The 17,772-nt window shown below is 65.8% G+C and carries 18 protein-coding genes; 13 read left to right on the plus strand and 5 right to left on the minus strand.

Annotation, left to right across the window (positions count from 1 at the left end):
* A partial coding sequence (locus A5752_RS24705) for a helix-turn-helix domain-containing protein (RefSeq protein WP_156614154.1) occupies positions 1-213 on the minus strand: 213 nt, incomplete at its 3' end.
* 92 nt (positions 214-305) lie between these two features.
* Between A5752_RS24705 and A5752_RS24710 the strand changes: the two genes are divergently transcribed.
* The 4 genes from A5752_RS24710 (at position 306) to nrdE (ending at position 4,183) form a co-directional block, all read left to right on the plus strand.
* Positions 306-857: an NAD(P)H-dependent oxidoreductase gene (locus A5752_RS24710; RefSeq protein WP_067091550.1), complete on the plus strand. Its 552-nt coding sequence runs from the start codon at positions 306-308 to the stop codon at positions 855-857.
* 461 nt (positions 858-1,318) lie between these two features.
* Positions 1,319-1,573 (plus strand): redoxin NrdH, encoded by a 255-nt coding sequence (locus A5752_RS24715; RefSeq protein WP_067091552.1) that lies wholly within the window; start codon positions 1,319-1,321, stop codon positions 1,571-1,573.
* 31 nt (positions 1,574-1,604) lie between these two features.
* Positions 1,605-2,048 (plus strand): class Ib ribonucleoside-diphosphate reductase assembly flavoprotein NrdI, encoded by a 444-nt coding sequence (gene nrdI, locus A5752_RS24720; RefSeq protein ID WP_067091554.1) that lies wholly within the window; start codon positions 1,605-1,607, stop codon positions 2,046-2,048.
* Positions 2,015-4,183: a class 1b ribonucleoside-diphosphate reductase subunit alpha gene (nrdE, locus tag A5752_RS24725; protein WP_082964052.1), complete on the plus strand. Its 2,169-nt coding sequence runs from the start codon at positions 2,015-2,017 to the stop codon at positions 4,181-4,183. Before nrdI ends, nrdE begins: the two co-directional genes overlap by 34 nt.
* 46 nt (positions 4,184-4,229) lie before the next feature.
* On the opposite strand, the gene A5752_RS24730 is transcribed toward nrdE, so the two are convergent.
* On the minus strand, positions 4,230-4,532 hold the full coding sequence (locus A5752_RS24730) for a hypothetical protein (protein WP_156614156.1): 303 nt from the start codon (positions 4,530-4,532) through the stop codon (positions 4,230-4,232).
* 271 nt (positions 4,533-4,803) lie between these two features.
* Between A5752_RS24730 and A5752_RS24735 the strand changes: the two genes are divergently transcribed.
* Genes A5752_RS24735 through A5752_RS24760 form a run of 6 tightly spaced genes read left to right on the plus strand, consistent with a single transcriptional unit; the run spans position 4,804 to position 8,613 of the window.
* Complete coding sequence (locus tag A5752_RS24735) at positions 4,804-5,289, plus strand: MTB12 C-terminal domain-containing protein (protein WP_082964053.1); 486 nt, start codon at positions 4,804-4,806, stop codon at positions 5,287-5,289.
* A gap of 7 nt (positions 5,290-5,296) precedes the next feature.
* Positions 5,297-5,989 carry an ABC transporter ATP-binding protein gene (locus A5752_RS24740; protein ID WP_067091563.1) on the plus strand — a complete coding sequence of 231 codons (693 nt, stop codon included), beginning with the start codon at positions 5,297-5,299 and terminating at the stop codon, positions 5,987-5,989.
* Positions 5,986-6,762, plus strand: coding sequence for an ABC transporter (locus tag A5752_RS24745; protein WP_067091688.1), 777 nt, complete (start codon positions 5,986-5,988; stop codon positions 6,760-6,762). The genes A5752_RS24740 and A5752_RS24745 overlap by 4 nt, the downstream gene beginning before the upstream one ends.
* Positions 6,759-7,562, plus strand: coding sequence for a class I SAM-dependent methyltransferase (locus A5752_RS24750; protein WP_067091566.1), 804 nt, complete (start codon positions 6,759-6,761; stop codon positions 7,560-7,562). The genes A5752_RS24745 and A5752_RS24750 overlap by 4 nt, the downstream gene beginning before the upstream one ends.
* 12 nt (positions 7,563-7,574) lie before the next feature.
* Positions 7,575-8,249, plus strand: a complete 675-nt coding sequence (locus tag A5752_RS24755) for a helix-turn-helix transcriptional regulator (RefSeq protein ID WP_067091568.1) — start codon at positions 7,575-7,577, stop codon at positions 8,247-8,249.
* A gap of 25 nt (positions 8,250-8,274) precedes the next feature.
* Positions 8,275-8,613 carry a cupin domain-containing protein gene (locus tag A5752_RS24760; protein WP_067091572.1) on the plus strand — a complete coding sequence of 113 codons (339 nt, stop codon included), beginning with the start codon at positions 8,275-8,277 and terminating at the stop codon, positions 8,611-8,613.
* Between the two features lie 18 nt (positions 8,614-8,631).
* On the opposite strand, the gene A5752_RS24765 is transcribed toward A5752_RS24760, so the two are convergent.
* Positions 8,632-9,813: a geranylgeranyl reductase family protein gene (locus A5752_RS24765; protein ID WP_067091575.1), complete on the minus strand. Its 1,182-nt coding sequence runs from the start codon at positions 9,811-9,813 to the stop codon at positions 8,632-8,634.
* 150 nt (positions 9,814-9,963) lie between these two features.
* On the opposite strand from A5752_RS24765, the gene A5752_RS24770 reads away from it, so the two are divergent.
* The 3 genes from A5752_RS24770 (at position 9,964) to nrdF (ending at position 13,527) form a co-directional block, all read left to right on the plus strand.
* Entirely contained in the window at positions 9,964-10,704 is a 741-nt protein-coding gene (locus A5752_RS24770) for a TetR/AcrR family transcriptional regulator (protein WP_067091577.1), read from the plus strand.
* A 118-nt stretch (positions 10,705-10,822) separates the two neighbouring features.
* The gene (locus A5752_RS24775) at positions 10,823-12,349 is read left to right on the plus strand and encodes a flavin-containing monooxygenase (RefSeq protein WP_067091579.1); all 1,527 of its coding nucleotides are present in this window, start codon (positions 10,823-10,825) and stop codon (positions 12,347-12,349) included.
* Between the two features lie 215 nt (positions 12,350-12,564).
* Positions 12,565-13,527, plus strand: coding sequence for a class 1b ribonucleoside-diphosphate reductase subunit beta (gene nrdF, locus A5752_RS24780; protein WP_064415334.1), 963 nt, complete (start codon positions 12,565-12,567; stop codon positions 13,525-13,527).
* Between the two features lie 267 nt (positions 13,528-13,794).
* Here the strand turns inward: nrdF and A5752_RS24785 are convergent, their stop codons facing one another.
* Complete coding sequence (locus A5752_RS24785; protein ID WP_067091691.1) at positions 13,795-14,643, minus strand: SigB/SigF/SigG family RNA polymerase sigma factor; 849 nt, start codon at positions 14,641-14,643, stop codon at positions 13,795-13,797.
* A gap of 219 nt (positions 14,644-14,862) precedes the next feature.
* Positions 14,863-17,766, minus strand: coding sequence for an FAD-binding and (Fe-S)-binding domain-containing protein (locus tag A5752_RS24790; RefSeq protein ID WP_231983507.1), 2,904 nt, complete (start codon positions 17,764-17,766; stop codon positions 14,863-14,865).
* Positions 17,767-17,772: the final 6 nt, after the last annotated feature.

A 17,772-nucleotide genomic window follows, 5' to 3' on the forward strand; every position in this document is an offset into this window, starting at 1 on the left:
GATGTGTATAAGAGACAGGCGGCGGAACAGCGTGCCCTTGCCCACGCCGGCCGCCGTGGCGATGTCGTCGGTGGTGACCGAATCGGCACCGCGCTCGGCGATCAGGCGGCGAGCGGCATCGAGAAGTAGTGTCCGGTTGCGGGCGGCGTCGCCGCGTTCGTGTGGAGTTTCGTCGGTGACCGACAACTCGTTGATGGGGCGAGGCGCGGCCATGTCAGCAGTTTAGTTCAGGCGGAATTATTCGGACTGTAGTCCGGTTCTGCTGTGCGAGGATCTTCACCGACGACGAAGGGATGAGAACAACGATGTCGGACACCTCGAACGTCAACGTGCTGGTGCTGCTGGGCAGCCTCCGGGCGGCGTCGATCAACCGGCAGCTGGTCGAGCTCGCGCTCGAATCCGCACCGGACGGCGCGCATCTGGAGTTCTTCGACCGGCTGGGTGAGCTGCCGTTCTACAACGAGGACATCGACAACGAGGACGTCGCCGAACCGGTGGTGGCGTTGCGCCAGGCCGCGGCCGATGCGGATGCCGCGCTGGTCGTCACGCCCGAGTACAACGGCAGCATCCCGGGTGTGCTCAAGAACGCGATCGACTGGCTGTCGCGGCCCTACGGCAACAGCGCGCTCAAGGACAAGCCGTTTGCCGTCGTCGGCGCGGCGCTCGGGCGGTATGGCGGCCAGTGGGCGCATGACGACACGCGCAAGAGCTTCGGCATCGCGGGGCCGCGAGTCGTCGAGGACCTCACGTTGTCGGTGCCGAGCAAGACGTTCGACGGAAAGCACCCGCGGGAGAACGCCGAGGTCGCCGCGAACCTGCGCGATGTCATCGGCAAGTTGGCGGCCGAGGTCGGCTGAGGACTTCATATTCGCAGGCCGTCGGCTCGGTCGAACGACCCGCCGGCGGCTTTGCTGTCCGATCCGGGTGTCCCGGCCCGTTGTCGGTGCGGACTGCTATATCTAGTGCCCCTCGCGCGACACGACGCGAATGTGACGTGCGACACGCCGACGGGAGGCGCGGTGAAAAGCTTACGACCTGGGAATTCCAAAATTGTTATTCAGAACATCTGGTATTCCTTCGCAATGTCGGACACTAGGTGTAGTGTTTCGAACACCGACAGGCCCCACGGTTCCCAAGCCTTCCGAGGGCCGGCCGGAGCCCCCGATCCCGGTTGTCTGGGCGTCACAGACACACCGCCGGTGGCCCCGGACGGCAGGAATTTCCAGGGTCTCCGGGCTGCTGATATTCGATGAATCTCGGCGAGATGAAGTGTTCGACCAGTTGCCAGTCCCCTCGTTCGCATAGGAGCCGTACCCCGATGACTCAGCACTCGATCACCGTGTACACCAAGCCCGCTTGCGTGCAGTGCAACGCCACCTACAAGGCGTTGGACAAGCAGGGCCTCGCCTACGAGACCGTCGACATCAGCCTCGACAGCGAAGCCCGCGATTACGTGATGGCACTCGGTTACCTGCAGGCCCCGGTCGTCGTGGTCGGCAACGAGCACTGGTCGGGCTTCCGGCCCGACCGCATCAAGGCGCTCGGAGCCGGAGCGGTCGCGGCGACGGCTTAGGGGTACTCGGACGGGCAGAAAGGGGGTAGTCGTGAGCAACCTCGTCTACTTCTCCAGCGTCTCGGAGAACACCCATCGTTTCGTCCAGAAGCTGGGACTGCCCGCGATCCGGATTCCACTGCACGGGCGAATCGAGGTCGACGAGCCCTACGTGCTGGTGCTGCCCACCTACGGCGGTGGGCGGGCCACACCGGACATCAACGACGGTGGCTATGTGCCCAAGCAGGTCATCGCGTTTCTCAACAATGAACACAACCGGTCGTTGATCCGCGGCGTCATCGCCGCGGGCAACAACAACTTCGGCGCCGAGTTCGCCTACGCGGGCAATGTCGTGTCCCGCAAGTGCGGCGTTCCGTACCTGTATCGCTTCGAACTGATGGGAACCCCGGACGACGTCGACGCCGTCCGATCGGGTCTGGAAGAGTTTTGGAAGGACCAGACGTGTCACCAACCGTCACAGCTGCAGAGCCTGTAACGGCCGCGCCGGCCACGCTGCCGGGCGAGACGGATTACCACGCGCTCAACGCGATGCTGAATCTGTACGACGCCGACGGCAAGATTCAGTTCGACAAGGATGTGCTGGCCGCGCGCGAGTACTTCCTGCAGCACGTCAACCAGAACACGGTTTTCTTCCACAATCAGGACGAGAAGCTCGACTACCTGATCCAGAAGGAGTACTACGAGCGCGAGGTGCTCGACCAGTACTCGCGCAACTTCGTCAAGACGCTGCTGGATCGCGCGTACGCCAAGAAGTTCCGGTTTCCGACGTTCCTCGGCGCGTTCAAGTACTACACCTCCTACACGCTGAAGACGTTCGACGGTAAGCGGTACCTGGAGCGCTTCGAGGACCGCGTGGTGATGGTGGCCCTCACGCTCGCCGCCGGTGACACCACGCTGGCCGAGAAGCTGGTCGACGAGATCATCGACGGCCGGTTCCAGCCGGCCACCCCGACGTTCCTCAACTCGGGCAAGAAGCAGCGCGGCGAGCCGGTGTCCTGCTTCCTGCTGCGCATCGAGGACAACATGGAGTCGATCGGCCGCTCCATCAACTCCGCTCTGCAGCTGTCCAAGCGCGGCGGCGGAGTCGCCTTGCTGCTGAGCAACATTCGTGAGCACGGCGCCCCGATCAAGAACATCGAGAACCAGAGCTCGGGCGTAATTCCCATCATGAAACTGCTCGAGGACTCGTTCTCGTACGCCAACCAGCTCGGTGCCCGTCAAGGTGCCGGTGCGGTGTACCTGCACGCGCACCATCCCGACATCTACCGGTTCCTCGACACCAAGCGCGAGAACGCCGACGAGAAGATCCGGATCAAGACGCTGAGCCTGGGCGTGGTGATTCCGGACATCACGTTCGAGCTGGCCAAGAAGAACGAGGACATGTACCTGTTCTCGCCGTACGACGTCGAGCGCGTCTACGGCCTGCCGTTCGCCGACATGTCGGTGACCGAGAAGTACTACGAGATGGTCGACGACAGCCGGATCCGCAAGACGAAGATCAAGGCCCGCGAGTTCTTCCAGACGTTGGCCGAGTTGCAGTTCGAGTCGGGCTACCCGTACATCATGTTCGAGGACACGGTGAATCGGGCCAACCCGATCGACGGAAAGATCACCCACTCCAACCTGTGCTCGGAGATCCTCCAGGTCTCCACGCCGTCGGAGTTCAACGACGACCTGTCCTACAAGAAGGTCGGCAAGGACATCTCCTGCAACCTGGGTTCGCTCAACATCGCCAAGGCGATGGACTCGCCGGACTTCGCCCAGACGGTCGAGGTGGCCATCCGGGCGCTGACCGCGGTGAGCGATCAGACGAGCATCACCTCGGTGCCGTCGATCGAGCAGGGCAACAACGACTCTCACGCGATCGGCCTCGGGCAGATGAACCTGCACGGGTATCTGGCGCGTGAGCGGATCTTCTACGGGTCCGAAGAGGGCGTCGACTTCACCAACATCTACTTCTACACGGTGCTCTATCACGCGCTACGGGCATCGAATCGCATTGCGATCGAGCGGGGTACGGCGTTCAAGGGCTTCGAGAAGTCCAAGTACGCCACCGGCGAGTTCTTCGACAAGTACACCGAGCAGGTGTGGGAGCCCAAAACCGACAAGGTCCGTCAGCTCTTCGCCGATGCCGACATCCGGATCCCCGACCAGGAGGACTGGAAGCGGCTGAAGGAGTCGGTGCAGCAGCACGGCATCTACAACCAGAACCTGCAGGCGGTGCCGCCGACGGGCTCGATCAGCTACATCAACCACTCGACCAGCTCGATCCACCCGATCGCCAGCAAGGTCGAGATCCGCAAGGAAGGCAAGATCGGTCGCGTCTACTATCCGGCGCCCTACATGACTAACGACAACCTGGAGTACTTCCAGGACGCGTACGAGATCGGGTACGAGAAGGTCATCGACACCTACGCCGCGGCCACCCAGCACGTGGACCAGGGCCTGAGCCTGACGTTGTTCTTCAAGGACACGGCCACCACGCGCGATGTGAACAAGGCGCAGATCTACGCCTGGCGCAAGGGCATCAAGACGCTCTACTACATCCGGTTGCGCCAAATGGCTTTGGAGGGAACCGAAGTCGAGGGCTGCGTCAGCTGCATGCTGTAGCGCCGCCCCGCCGAGTGTCGGCTGAGCCGACACTCGGCGGGCGCCACTAGCCCGCCGCGAAGACGGGCAGGCGGTCCACCCGCGTCAGCACCGGGTGCTTCGGCGGAACGCCGGGGCCGGGTTGGGCCTCCTCTGGCTTCGCCTCGTGGTCGATCCAGCATTCGCCGGTTTTCTCGTCGTAGTCGCCGCCGTAGAAGACGCAGCAGACGCCAAGACCGTCGGTGTCCTGGTGGTCGGCTGCGCACTCCCAGAAGTCGTCGCTGACCGGGACGGCGCCGGCGGCCGCGGCCAGCCCGATCGCCACGCCGACCGTCGCCGCGGTGGTTGCCAGAAGTCGTGTGAGGTTCATGGCGTAGAGCGTGCTGCCGCGAAGTTCCTTGCGGAACGGGGCGCGCACCGCGACCCGACGCGTCCCGATGAGGGATGGCGCCGCGGCGGGGTTAGGGGTGTAGGGGGCCGATCGCCGAGCGGACAGTTCTGAACGCAAAACACCACGTCGAGGTGCAAACAACCGCGCGCTCGGCGCGAGGATGGCCGGGCGATAGCAGGTAAGGCTTGCCTCAGTTTTTATTGACGTCTACATTAACCGGAAACATTTCCTCTAAATAGGAGAGCGGTTGATGCTCAGGCGCCTGTGCTTTCTCGCGGCGACGATGGTCGCCGCCGCCTCGTTCGCTCCAGCGGCGCAAGCCCAGCCCGGCCCGGAGCACGAGTTGCCGGCTGCGGACCACGAGTTCGCGATCACCTCCGAGGTGCCGTCGCTGGAGGAACTCGACCAGCAGATCCGGTTGCTGGTCGCCACTCCCGCACCGGACGCGGTCAAGGCCGCGCAACTCGAGGGCGGCAGCCGCGCGGTCGTCGTGCCGAAGATGGTCTATCGGGTCGGCTTCTTCCGCCCGCCGCGCGGATCGAGCGTGGTGACCGGTCCCGAGACCCATGACGGTGATCGCCACACCGCGATCATCAACGCCACCAGGCAGGGGTCGCCGACCGTGCGCGTCGAGGCCGAATGGCGTCGGATCGACGGCCGCTGGAAGCTCGCGAGCAAGTCGCTGTGCAACGGCATCAAGACTCTCGGCCTGCCGATCCCGTGCAACTTCGAATGATGACCGCGTGATCGAAATCGTCAAATTGACCAAGTCGTTCGGTTCTCACCGCGCCGTCGACTCGGTCACCGTCACCTTTCCCGCCGGTTCCGTCACCGCACTCCTCGGGCTCAACGGTGCGGGCAAGACCACGCTGCTGCGGTTGCTCGCGGGGTTGACCCGTCCCGACAGCGGAACGATCGCGGTGTGTGGTCATCCTCCCGGTCACGACCCGGGCGTGCTCGGGTTTCATCTGGGTCCGGCGGCCATGAACCCCCGCCACACCGTGGACCGCCACTTGTCTTGGCTCGCAGCGCTTTCCGGGATCGACGAGGCGCGGCTCGACGCGGTACTGGTCGAGACCGACCTGCACGCGTTCCGCTCCAAGCGCATCGACCGGCTGTCGCTGGGCATGCGTCAGCGGGTCGCCATCGCGGGGGCACTGCTGGCCGACCCGCAGACGCTGCTGTTCGACGAACCGCTCAACGGGCTCGACGTTCCCGGCATCGTCTGGTTCCGCTCGCTGGTTCGTCGGCTCGCCGAACACGGTCGCACGGTCGTCGTCGCCACCCACCTGCTCGGCGAGGTGGCCCTGACGGCCGACCACGTCGCGCTGCTCAGTCAGGGCAAGATACAGGCAGCGGGTGAACTGGCGCAGTTGGCGCCCACCGGTGCCGACACCCGGGAGTGGCTCGAGGCGACGCTGCTGGAGTGCGCATGACCGCCGCGACGCTGCGCAGCGCGCGCGCCGAGATCGTCCGCACGGGCGGGCCCAGTCGGCTGTGGACCGTCGTGATCCCCGCGGCGGTGCTGGTTCCGGTGGCGATCACGTTCGGCATCGCATGGGTCGCCGAGTCCTTCGCGCGCATCCCCGGGCAGATTTCGGTTCTGCAGGTCACCACGTCGAATGCCGCCTACTGGGTCATCACGATCACCGTCGCACTGGTGGCCGTGGCAGGGGCCGACGGTCAGGCCGCCGAAACGCGTTACGGCGCCGGTGAATACGTGCGGCTGGCCATACCGCGTGGGTGGTCGGTGATGCTCGGCCGGTGGTTGTTCTACGGCGCGTTGGGCGCCCTGGTGGCCGTCGTCACGCTTGTCGTGGTGCTCGCGGGGTTGCCGCTCATCGCGCCGATGGTTTACGGACCGGTGTCGCTGACCGACGAAATCGGTGTGCGACTCCTGTGGACGGTGCCGCTGCTGGCGCTGTTCGCGGCGGGGGCGGGTGTGGGAGTCGGGGCCCTCACCCGCTCGCCGCTGGCGGCGGTGGGTGGGATCCTGCTGTGGGCGTTCGTGGCCGAGACCGCGGCGGGCTACCTGCCCAGCGGAGCGACGCTGCAGCGTTTCATGCCGTTGCTGAACGCGGTGTACGCCACCGGACAGGATGCCGTGCTCATCCCGCCGTGGGGCCAGAACGGCGCCCTGCTCTACGCATGCTCGGTTTTCACGGCGATCTTCGTGATCGCCGCTATGGGAAGGACAATTCGAAGATGACTGGTAGAGAATCACTTCCGCTCGCGCAGCGGTCCGACGCGGACTTGCCGGGCCACTGGCTGCTGGCCCGGCTGGGCAAGCGGGTGCTGCGGCCCGGCGGTCTCGAGCTGACCAGCCGGCTGCTGGCGGCCGCCGAGATCGGCGGCGCCGACGTCGTCGAACTCGGACCGGGCCTGGGCCGCACTGCGACCGACATCGTCGCCCAGCGGCCCCGTTCCTACGTCGGCGTCGACGACACCGACGCCACCAGCGAGACCGTGCGCGCGGTCGTCGCACCGGTCGACGGTCAGGTCGTGGTGGCCAATGCCGCCGACACCGGATTGCCCTCGGGCAGCGCCGATGTGGTGATCGGCGAGGCCATGCTGACGATGCAGGGCGACCGCGACAAGCGCGCGATCGTCGCCGAGGCGTTCCGCGTTCTGCGACCGGGCGGCCGCTATGCGATCCACGAACTCGGGCTGCAGCCCGACGATCTCGCGCAGGACACCAAGGACGAGATCCGCCGGGACATGGCGCGCGCGATCAAGGTCAACGCGCGCCCGCTGACGACCGCCGAATGGGTGGCGCTGCTGACCGAGTCCGGTTTCGAGGTCGTGACCGTCGATCACGCCAAGATGGCGCTGCTGAATCCGGCGCGGGTGTTGGCCGACGAGGGCTTCACCCGCGCCCTGCGGATCGTCGGCAATCTGATCGTGCGGCCCGCGGCCCGTAAGCGGGTCATCGGTATGCGCAAGACATTCCACCGGTATCGGCGCGCGCTGACCGCGGTTGCGGTCGTCGGCGTCGTGCCCACGTCGTGACAGACTCGAACCATGTCTGTGTCGCGCCACGATCTCGATGCACCGCCCGACCGGGCGGCGGGCCAACAGCGCCAGAAAGTGCTGGGCCTGCTGAAGAACGCGGCGGAGCCCGTCGACGCTCAGCAGGTCGCAGAGGCTCTGCAGATCCACATCACCACAGCGCGCTTCCATCTGACGACGCTGGAGGAGCAGGGCGTCATCCGACGGGGCAGCGCGACCAAGGCCGGTCGCGCCGGGCGGCCGCGATTCACCTACGAGTTGGCCCCCCGGTTCGACTACGCCGACATCGTGTCGTTGTTCGCCGAACACCTGGGCGGGACGGCGCAGGAACGCGAACAGCGGGCCCTGCGGATCGGCGCGGACCTGGCGCATCGGGTTCGGTTGGCCCGCGAGCGGCCCGAGGCCACGATCGCCGACGTGGTGGTCGCCACCCTCAACGAGCTTGGCTTTCAGGTTCGTTCGGTGCTGAATTCGTTCGGCGAGGTGACGGTTCAGATCTGCACCTGCCCGCTGGCCGAGGTTGCCTCGTCGGCCCCGGAGGTAGTGCGCGGCATCCAGCAGGGCCTCATTCAAGAGGTGGTCAACCACAACGCCGACGCCGTCGGCGCCCGCTATCAGGCGTCGGTGACGCCGGACCCGCACGGCGGTTCGTGCGAAGTCAGTTTGGTATTGCGCCCCGAACGTTGAGTGTCGGGACGAGAAGGGAAAACTCATGACCGCGTCAACCGCGTTGCCGTTGCAACGCCTCGCCGACGAGCAGATCGACGCCGCCAAGGCCGCTACGGCCGGCCGGTCGGGCCACACCGTGTACGGCGGCCGCGAGCACACGCTTCGCCAGACGGTGTTGGCGCTGGCTGCCGGCCACGGCCTGGATGACCACGAAAGCCCCGGCGAGGCAACGCTGTTGGTGTTGCGCGGACGGGTACAGCTCAACGGCGTGAGCACCTCGGTGGAAGGCAGGGAAGGGGACTACCTGCCGATACCCAACGAACGTCACAGCCTCGCCGCCCTCGAGGACTCGGCGGTGCTGCTGACGGTCGTTGCCAAGTAGCGCGCCGAACCCGCGGCGTTACTTGACGGTGTGCTGCGGGCCCTGGGCCTTCTTGTAGAGCGCCTTGAGCATCCGGTCACGGAACGCCGCGTTGTCGATGAGCTTCACCCCGGCGTTGGCCAGTTTCGGCTGTCCGATCAGCTTGTGCATGTAGCGGCCGCGTCGGTATTCCCGGCCCCACGCCGCCTCCATACGCTGCGCGTAGTTCGTGAAGTCGTCGGGCCCGCCGTTCAGCAGCGCCGCGATCGCGCATTCGCCTGCAGCCAAGCCGGATTCGAGCGCCTTGGAGATGCCGGCGCCCGACGCGGGCTTACCGGCACCCAGCGAGTCGCCGGCGAAGAGGACACCCGGCCGCCACGGCGGCCACGCGGTGAAGCCCATCGGCAGGCGCCAGGCACGGACGCTCTTGTTCTTCTTGAGTTCCTCGATCGGCGGCAGGTCCCACTCTCGAGGCAGCGTGCGCAGGAACTCGCCGAGGAACTGCGTCGCGTTGATCGACTGCCAGTTCTTGTAGCTGTTGACGTAGCCCAACCCGATGTTGAACACGCCGTTGCCCATCGGGAAGACCCAGCCGTAGCCCGGCAGCTGATCACCCTCGAAGACCAGCTTCAAGTAGATGTCGAGGCTGTCGGAGTCGGGGCGGTTGGCCGGCATCTCCGAGCGGATCGCGATCGCCGAGTAGCCGTTGTACTCCGAATCGATCTTCAGCGCGCGCTTGATGGGGGAGTAGGCGCCGTCGGCGGCGATGACCGCGTCGCCGTGCACCTTCTCACCGCTCTTGAGCGTCACGCCGATCACCCGGCCGTTCTCGATGATCGGCCCGGACACCTCCGCGCCCTGGCGAACCTCGGCGCCCGCGGATTCGGCGTGCTTGAGCAGAACGGTGTCCAGGTGCGTTCGGCTGACGGTGTGGCCGTGGTCGGGCATGCCGGGGCGGCGTGGGAACGACAGCTCCCACTGGCTGGGGCTGAACACCGTGACCCGGTTGACGCGGTGGAACGTGGCGACCTCGTCGGAGAGCCCCATCTTCTGCAGATAGCTCACCGCGCGGGCGGTCAGGCCGTCGCCGCACGGTTTGTCGCGCGGGAATTCGGCCTTGTCGAGGACGACCACCTTGGCGCCGGTCTGAGCTGCCTGCCATGCGGCGGCCGAGCCGGAGGGCCCACCACCTGCGATGACCAGGTCGTAATGCTGCGTCATGAAACTCGTCTCGTCGATCGGCTGTCGCAGCGATATTACCCGCGCCGCGACCGCCGCTCTTGTCGGACGGAGTTGCCCGCGCAGGCCGCCGGAAAACGCATGCGGCCTGGTCTGAGCTGGTCAGCAGGCCCGGAGCGGTAGAGTGACCGGGTGCGACGAGGGTCCAGGCCACGGCCGAGTGGCGAGCCGGGTGTCAAGGTCGACGCCCGCAGCGAGCGCTGGCGTGAGCACCGCAAGAAGGTGCGCGCCGAGATCGTCGACGCCGCCTTCCGCGCCATCGACCGGCTAGGCCCCAACGTCAGCGTCCGTGAGATCGCCGAAGAGGCCGGTACCGCCAAACCCAAGATCTACCGCCACTTCACCGACAAGTCCGACATGTTCGGTGAGATCGGTCAGCGGATGCGGGATATGTTGTGGGCCGCGATCATTCCGTCGATCGACGTGGAACACGACTCGGCACGCCGGATCGTCGGCCGCGGCGTCGCGCACTACGTCGACCTCGTCGAGCAGCACCCGAACGTGGTGCGGTTCCTGTTGCAGGGCCGATTCGCCGACAAGTCGGCCGCCGCGATGACGACCGTCAACCGGGGCAGCGAGATCACGCTGGCGGTGGCCGACATGTTCAGCGAGGAGCTCAAGGACCTGGCGCCGAATCCCGCCGCCTTCGAGCTGGCGGCGTACGCCATCTTCGGCACCGCGGCGTCGGCGACGGACTGGTGGTTGGGCGACGACGGGGACGGCGCGCGCCGCATGCCCGCCGACCAGTTCATCGCGCACATGACCACGATCATGGTGGGCGCGATCAACGGCACCGCCGAGCTGTTGGGCATCCAGATCGACCCTGACCAGCCGATTCACACCGCGGTTCGCAAACAGCAGCCCGTCGCTTGAAGGGGGCGTTGACACCTCCTCGCGTGGTCCGGAGACTTGCAAGTACCCGGTACCGGCGTTCCCAGGATGTGCTCCACGATGGAGGGGCCACGCGCCGGCCGAGGAGTAGGGGAGACCGATGACGGTTGCCGAGCAGACGGCCGATCACACCACCGATCAGCAACCGGTGCACACCAGGGCGCTGATCATCGGCACCGGGTTCTCCGGCCTCGGCATGGCCATCGCGCTGCAGCGCCAGAACGTCGAGTTCCTGATGCTGGAGAAGGCGGACGAGATCGGCGGCACGTGGCGGGACAACACTTATCCGGGTTGCGCGTGCGACATCCCGTCGCACATGTACTCGTTCTCGTTCGAGCCCAAGCCCGACTGGCGGCACATGTGGTCGTTCCAGCCCGAGATCTTCGACTACCTCAAGGGCGTCACCGACAAATACGGTCTGCGCCGCTATATCCGGTTCGGCGCGCACGTCGACCGCGCACATTGGGATGACAACGAGCACCGCTGGCACGTGTTCACCAAGGACGGCCGCGAATTCGTCGCGCAGTTCGTGATCTCCGGAGCGGGCGGCCTGCACATCCCGTTCATCCCGGAGTTCCCGGGCCTGGACGAATTCACCGGTGCCGCTTTCCATTCCGCGGAGTGGGACCACAGCGTCGACCTGACGGGTAAACGCGTCGCGGTCATCGGCACAGGAGCCAGTGCGATCCAGATCGTTCCCGAGATCGTCAAGGACGTCGGCGCCCTGCATCTGTACCAGCGCACACCGGCATGGGTGATGCCGCGGCCCAACAACCCGATTCCGCGCTGGATGCGCGATCTGTTCACCAACGTGCCGGGCACCCGGGAGTTGATGCGGGCGGGCATCTACTGGATCCACGAAGGTGTTGGATTCGCGATGACCCGTGAACCTCGGCTGCTGAAAATCGGTGAGCTGCTGGGCAAGTGGAACATCCGCAAGTCGATCAAGGATCGCGAACTGCGTCGCAAGCTGACGCCGAACTACCGCGCCGGGTGTAAGCGAATCCTCAACTCCGACACCTACTATCGCGGCATCGCCGATCCGAGGACCGAGGTTGTCACCGATGCGATCGCGCGGTTCACGCCGACCGGCATCGTCACCGCCGACGGCACCGAACGCGAGGTCGACGTGGTGGTGTTCGCCACCGGCTTCCACGTCACGGATTCGTACACCTATGTCCACATCAAGGGCCCGCGGGGCGAGGATCTGGTGGACCGGTGGAACCGCGAGGGCATCGCGGCGCTTCGCGGCATCACGGTCGCGGACATGCCGAACCTGTTCTTCCTGCTCGGCCCGAACACGGCGCTGGGGCACAACTCGGTGGTGTTCATGATCGAGTCGCAGATCCGCTACGCCGCGCAGGCCATTGCGGCGGTCGACCGGGCCGGCGCCGAGGCGCTGGCTCCCACCCGCGAGGCCCAGGACCGCTACAACGAGGAGTTGCAGGGCGAACTCGCCGGAACGGTGTGGAGCACCGGCGGGTGCCAGAGTTGGTATCTCGACGAGCACGGCGTGAACCGGACGCTGTGGAGCGGCATGACGTGGCAGTACTGGTTGGCGACCCGCAGGTTCGACAAGTCGGAGTACCGGTTCTTCGGCGGGCGGCGCGCGGACGTTGCGGCCTAGTGTGCGTCCAGATCGCGATTCCGTGCCCGTCGGCCGGAAAAGGCGATCAGAATGCACACTGGCGGCACCGGTAACTCGTTGGTGGGCGACACGCCAGACACACGATGTTGTGTTGCGGGTGGTTGTCGTCCCCCAGGGGTAGTGTCGGTGGCGGGCGGAAAAGCGCTTCGGGTGGACCAAAGACCAGGTGAAATGGGGTTCTCGTGAGTGATGGCATGAAGCTGATTGACCGTGTCTCGGCGATCAACTGGAACCGTCTCCAGGACGAGAAGGACGCCGAGGTGTGGGACCGGCTGACGGGCAACTTCTGGTTGCCGGAGAAGGTGCCGGTCTCGAACGACATCCCGTCGTGGAACACGCTCAACGACCACGAGAAGCAGCTGACGATGCGGGTGTTCACCGGCCTCACGCTGCTCGACACGATCCAGGGCACCGTCGGCGCGGTCAGCCTGATCCCGGACGCCCTGACGCCGCATGAGGAAGCGGTCTACACCAACATCGCGTTCATGGAGTCGGTGCACGCGCGCAGCTACAGCAACATCTTCTCGACGCTGTGCTCGACCGCCGAGATCGACGACGCCTTCCGCTGGTCGGAGGAGAACCCCAACCTCCAGCGCAAGGCCGAAATCGTCATGCAGTACTACAAGGGCGACGAGCCGCTCAAGCGCAAGGTGGCCTCGACGCTGCTGGAGAGCTTCCTGTTCTACTCCGGCTTCTATCTGCCGATGTACTGGAGCAGCCGGGCCAAGCTGACCAACACCGCCGACATGATCCGGCTGATCATCCGCGACGAGGCCGTGCACGGCTACTACATCGGCTACAAGTTCCAGCGCGGGTTGGCGCTCGAGGACGCGGCCAAGCAGGCCGAGCTCAAGGACTACACCTATGAGTTGCTCTTCGAGCTGTACGACAACGAGGTGGAGTACACCCAGGACCTGTACGACGGCGTCGGGTTGACCGAGGACGTCAAGAAGTTCCTGCGGTACAACGCCAACAAGGCGCTGATGAACCTCGGCTACGAGGCGCTTTTCCCGCGCGACGAGACCGACGTCAACCCGGCGATCCTGTCGGCGCTGTCGCCCAACGCCGACGAGAACCACGACTTCTTCTCCGGATCGGGGTCCAGCTACGTGATCGGCAAGGCCGTCGTGACCGAAGACGAGGACTGGGACTTCTAATTCCGGTTCCCAGGCCGAGGTCCTCGAAAGCCGCGAGCTCGGGTTGATATCGCACAGGCGCGCGCGAAACGCCATCACGAAATCCTCCATCACCAGGACGTGGCCGGGCATCCACACGCGCGGCCGGGTGTCCCAGGCGACGAGCGTGCGATGGTGTGGCTGGCGGGTTTCTACGCCGCACGCGGCATCCTCCGGGGCGTCCGAAGCGTGGATACGTGTACGTCAATCGAATAGGCACGGGCGGAGCCCAAGACGCGGCTTCGGTCACTAGGTGTGGCAGGCGGCCAGCGACACTGCCGCGAAGATCGCCGCGCCGTCTGTGCACATTCGGATTCGCAGTTGGTCGAGCGTCGCCCTGAGCAACCGTGAAACGTGGACTTGGGAGACGCCGAGCGACGCGGCAATGTCGCGCTGCTTGCGACACTCATAGAACCTCATTCGCAGAACGGCGCGCTCCCGATCCGGGAGTTCTCGCACCAGCTCGGCCAGAACGGTGAGGTCTTCGACACGAGCGAAGCCGGCATCCTCGACACCTCCGATCGAGCTGCGCAGTCGGGGTCCGCCGTCCTCGGTCCGCCTATCTTCGTCCAAAGAAAGCGGTCGATACGCCTGCCGGGCCTCCTCACTCTCCCTGATCTCCTCGGGAGTGACGTCGAGTTCGGATGCCAGTTCCTGCACTGTCGGCATCCGGCCGGTGCGCTGTGACAGGGCATCGACTGCAGCACGGATGGCCAGGGTCGACTCTTGATAGCGGCGCGGCACGTGCACCCCCCAGGTGTTGTCCCGGAAATGACGGCGGATCTCCCCGAGGACGGTCGGTACGACGAACGATACGAATCGGCCCTTGTCGCGGTCGTACCGGTGGACGGCCTTCACCAGCGCCAGGCGAGCGACCTGAAGCAGGTCCTCCCGGGATTCGCCGCGGTTGATGAACCGGTAGGCGATGTGATCGGCCAACGGCAGGGACTTCTCGACGATCCGTCGCCGCCAGTAGCGTCGGGCCTCCTCCGTCTTCGCTTCCTCCAAATGTGCGTACAACGCGTCGACGTCGATGTAGTCGTCGGTCTCATCCTCCGGAGCGGGAGAGGCGCCTGACGGAGATTCGATCGTGGTCATGAATCGGCCATCCTGCCGATCGGTGGTCACAGTGCTCTTCACTTCGTCCTCACGTCGCTCTAGTCGGGGCCAGGTCCGCCAGCTGAACAGACCGGTCTGTACCGGGATTAGCCGGGCGTGGGCGGTCCAAACTGAGAGATATCGAAGAACTTGCTAATGCTTTCCAGCCCAGACGCAACGCGCATCGCCAAGGCGGACGGATTAGACCTGTCGGCGGGGCTATCGGCTAACGCAGCCCGCCGCCAGCGCCTGCACGGTGTGGATGGCTTCGCGGCCCGACAAGTGGGCGATTTGCGTGCGGCAACTGAACCCGTCCGCCAGGACGAGGGTTTCCGCGCCGGCCGTCCGGACCGCGGGCATCAGCTTGTCCTCCGCGCAGGCGACCGATACGTCGTAGTGGCCCCTTTCGAACCCGAAGTTTCCCGCAAGGCCGCAACAGCCGGCGTCGAGCACCTGAGCCGAGACTCCGGCCGACTCCAACAGGTCCTTCTCGTCGGTGTAGTGCAGAACCGCGTGCTGGTGGCAATGTGGCTGCACGATGGCTTCTGCCGGACGCTGCGACGGGTGCCAGTCCGGAGCGAACTTGGCGAGGACCTCACCGATCGTGTACGTCTGGCCGGCCAGCCGGTGGGCATCCTCGTCGCCGTACAACAGGTTGGTCAGATCCGAGCGGAACACCGCGGCGCAACTGGGCTCCAGCACGACGACCGGAGTGCCGGATTGCAGCGCGGGCCGCAGAAGGCGCAGCGTCCGCCGCAGCACCTGCTTGGCGACGCCGAGTTGGCCCGTTGAAATCCACGTCAGGCCGCAGCACACCGCGCGCTCGGGCACCTCGACCTCGAATCCGGCAGCCTCCAGAACGGTGACCGCGTCACGGGCGATGTGCGTGTCGAAGTTGTTGGTGAACGTGTCGGGCCACAGCACGACCTTTCCGCGCGTCGGAGGCGTCGACTCCGGTCGTCGGCTGTGGAACCAGCGCGAGAAGCGCTGGGGGGCGAACTTCGGGATGTCGCGCTGCTCGGCGATCCCGCCCGCCTTCTTCAGCAGTGTGGACACCCCTGCGGCGTGGGCCGCGGCGTTGAGCGGACCCGGCATCACCGCGGCCATACGCGCCAACAACGGCAGCCAACCCATCGAATAGTGGGCCATCGGCCGCACGCGGCGGCGATAGTGATGGTGCAGGAACTCGGCTTTGTACGTGGCCATGTCCACGTTGACGGGACAGTCGCTCAGGCAACCCTTGCAGGCCAGGCACAGGTCCAGCGCGTCACGTACGTCCGTGGATCGCCAACCGTCGGTGATGACATCACCCTGCAGCATCTCGAACAACAGCCGGGATCGGCCGCGCGTGGAGTGTTCCTCTTCCTGGGTCGCCCGATAGCTCGGACACATCACACCGGACTCCTCGCCCCGGCACTTCCCGACGCCGACACAGCGATTGGCCGCCTCGCTGAAGCGATGATCCTCCTCGGGGTAAGAGAAGGCGGTCTTTGGCTCCAAGGGCAGGTATGACGTGCCCATCCGGAGGTTGTCCGTCATGCGGAACGGCTTGACCACCTTGCCCGGGTTCATCCGGTTCCGGGGGTCGAACAACGTCTTGGTTTCCTCGAAAGCAGAGACGACCCGTTCCCCGAACATCGTGGACAGGAGCTCTCCGCGGGCCTGGCCGTCCCCGTGCTCGCCCGACAGCGATCCGTTGTAGTCGGCGACCAGGTGTGCCGATTCCTCGACGAACGAACGGAAGCGATCGACACCCTCGGCGGTGCGCAATTCGAAAGGGATCCGGGTGTGCACGCAGCCTTGGCCGAAGTGTCCGTACAGGGCAGCCGACCCGTAGTCGTAGCGGTCGAGGAGCTTGCGGAAGTCGCGAAGGTAGTCGCCCAGCCGGTCGGGCGGGACGGCGGCATCTTCCCAGCCGGGATGTGTCTTGTCCCCCTGCGGTGGATAGGCCGTCGCGCCCAGCCCGGCCTCTCGCGCCGCCCAGACCTCTTCTTTTCGCGCCGGGTCGTCGTAGACGGCGGCACGAGCACCCGCGGCCTTGTCGAGCGCATCGGCCATCGCCTTGGACTTGTGGTCGGCCTCCTCTTGGGTGTCGCCGTTGAGCTGCACCATCAGCCAGGCACCGCCCTCGGGCAGATCGTGCAGCGCCCGTTCGGCCATCCGCCTGCTGTGTTCGAGCGAGACCAGCCGCCGGTCGATTCCCTCCAACGCCGCCGGGTGGTGCTCGAGCACCGAGGGAACCGCGTCCGCGGCGGCCACCACATCCTCGAAGCCAAGGATCGTCAGGGTGCTCGCCGCGGGCCGCTTGACCAGCTCGATCTCGGCGCGAAGCACCGTCACCAATGTGCTTTCGCTGCCGACCAGGGCCTTGGCGAGGTGAAAACCGTTCTCGGGCAACAGCGAATCCAGGTTGTAACCGGACACCCGCCGCGGGATTTGCGGATAACGCGCGCGGATGTCGTCGGCGTAACGACCGACGATGTCGCAAAGCCCTTGGTAGATGGCGGCTTCCCGGCCCGTTGCCGCGGCCGCGCGTGCACCCGGGTCTTCATCGGGACCGACCCACATGCGCAGGCCGTCATAGGTCAGGATCTCAAGGCGGCGAACGGAGTCCACCATCTTGCCGTATGCCTGTGCCGTCGCGCCGCAGGAGTTGTTGCCGATCATCCCGCCGATCGTGCAATCGAAGTGGGTGGACGGCTTGGGGCCCACCATCAGCCCGAACGGCTCGAGGTGACGGTTGAGCAGGTCGAGCTTGATGCCCGGCTCGACGATCGCGGTCGCGGCCTCGGGGTCGACCGACACCACGTTGGTGCAGTACTTGCTCCAGTCCAGAACGACGGCGGCATTGCAGCACTGGCCGGCAAGACTAGTTCCTCCGCCTCGGGACAGGACGGGAACGTCGTACCCGCGACACACCGCGACGGCTTCCTCGGCGCCTTCCGGTGTCGCGGGTACCACCACGCCGATCGGGATCTGGCGGTAGTTGGACGCATCGGTCGAATAGGTGGCGCGTGAACCGGCGTCGAATCGGACCTCTCCGCACACGCGCTTCGTCAGGTCGTTCGACAACGACTCGAACAACGTGGGCGTGCGGCCTTTGATCCGTTGCAGTGAAGTCACCTGACC

It is taken from the genome of Mycobacterium sp. 852002-51961_SCH5331710, from assembly GCF_001665535.1.
Lineage (GTDB): Bacteria > Actinomycetota > Actinomycetes > Mycobacteriales > Mycobacteriaceae > Mycobacterium.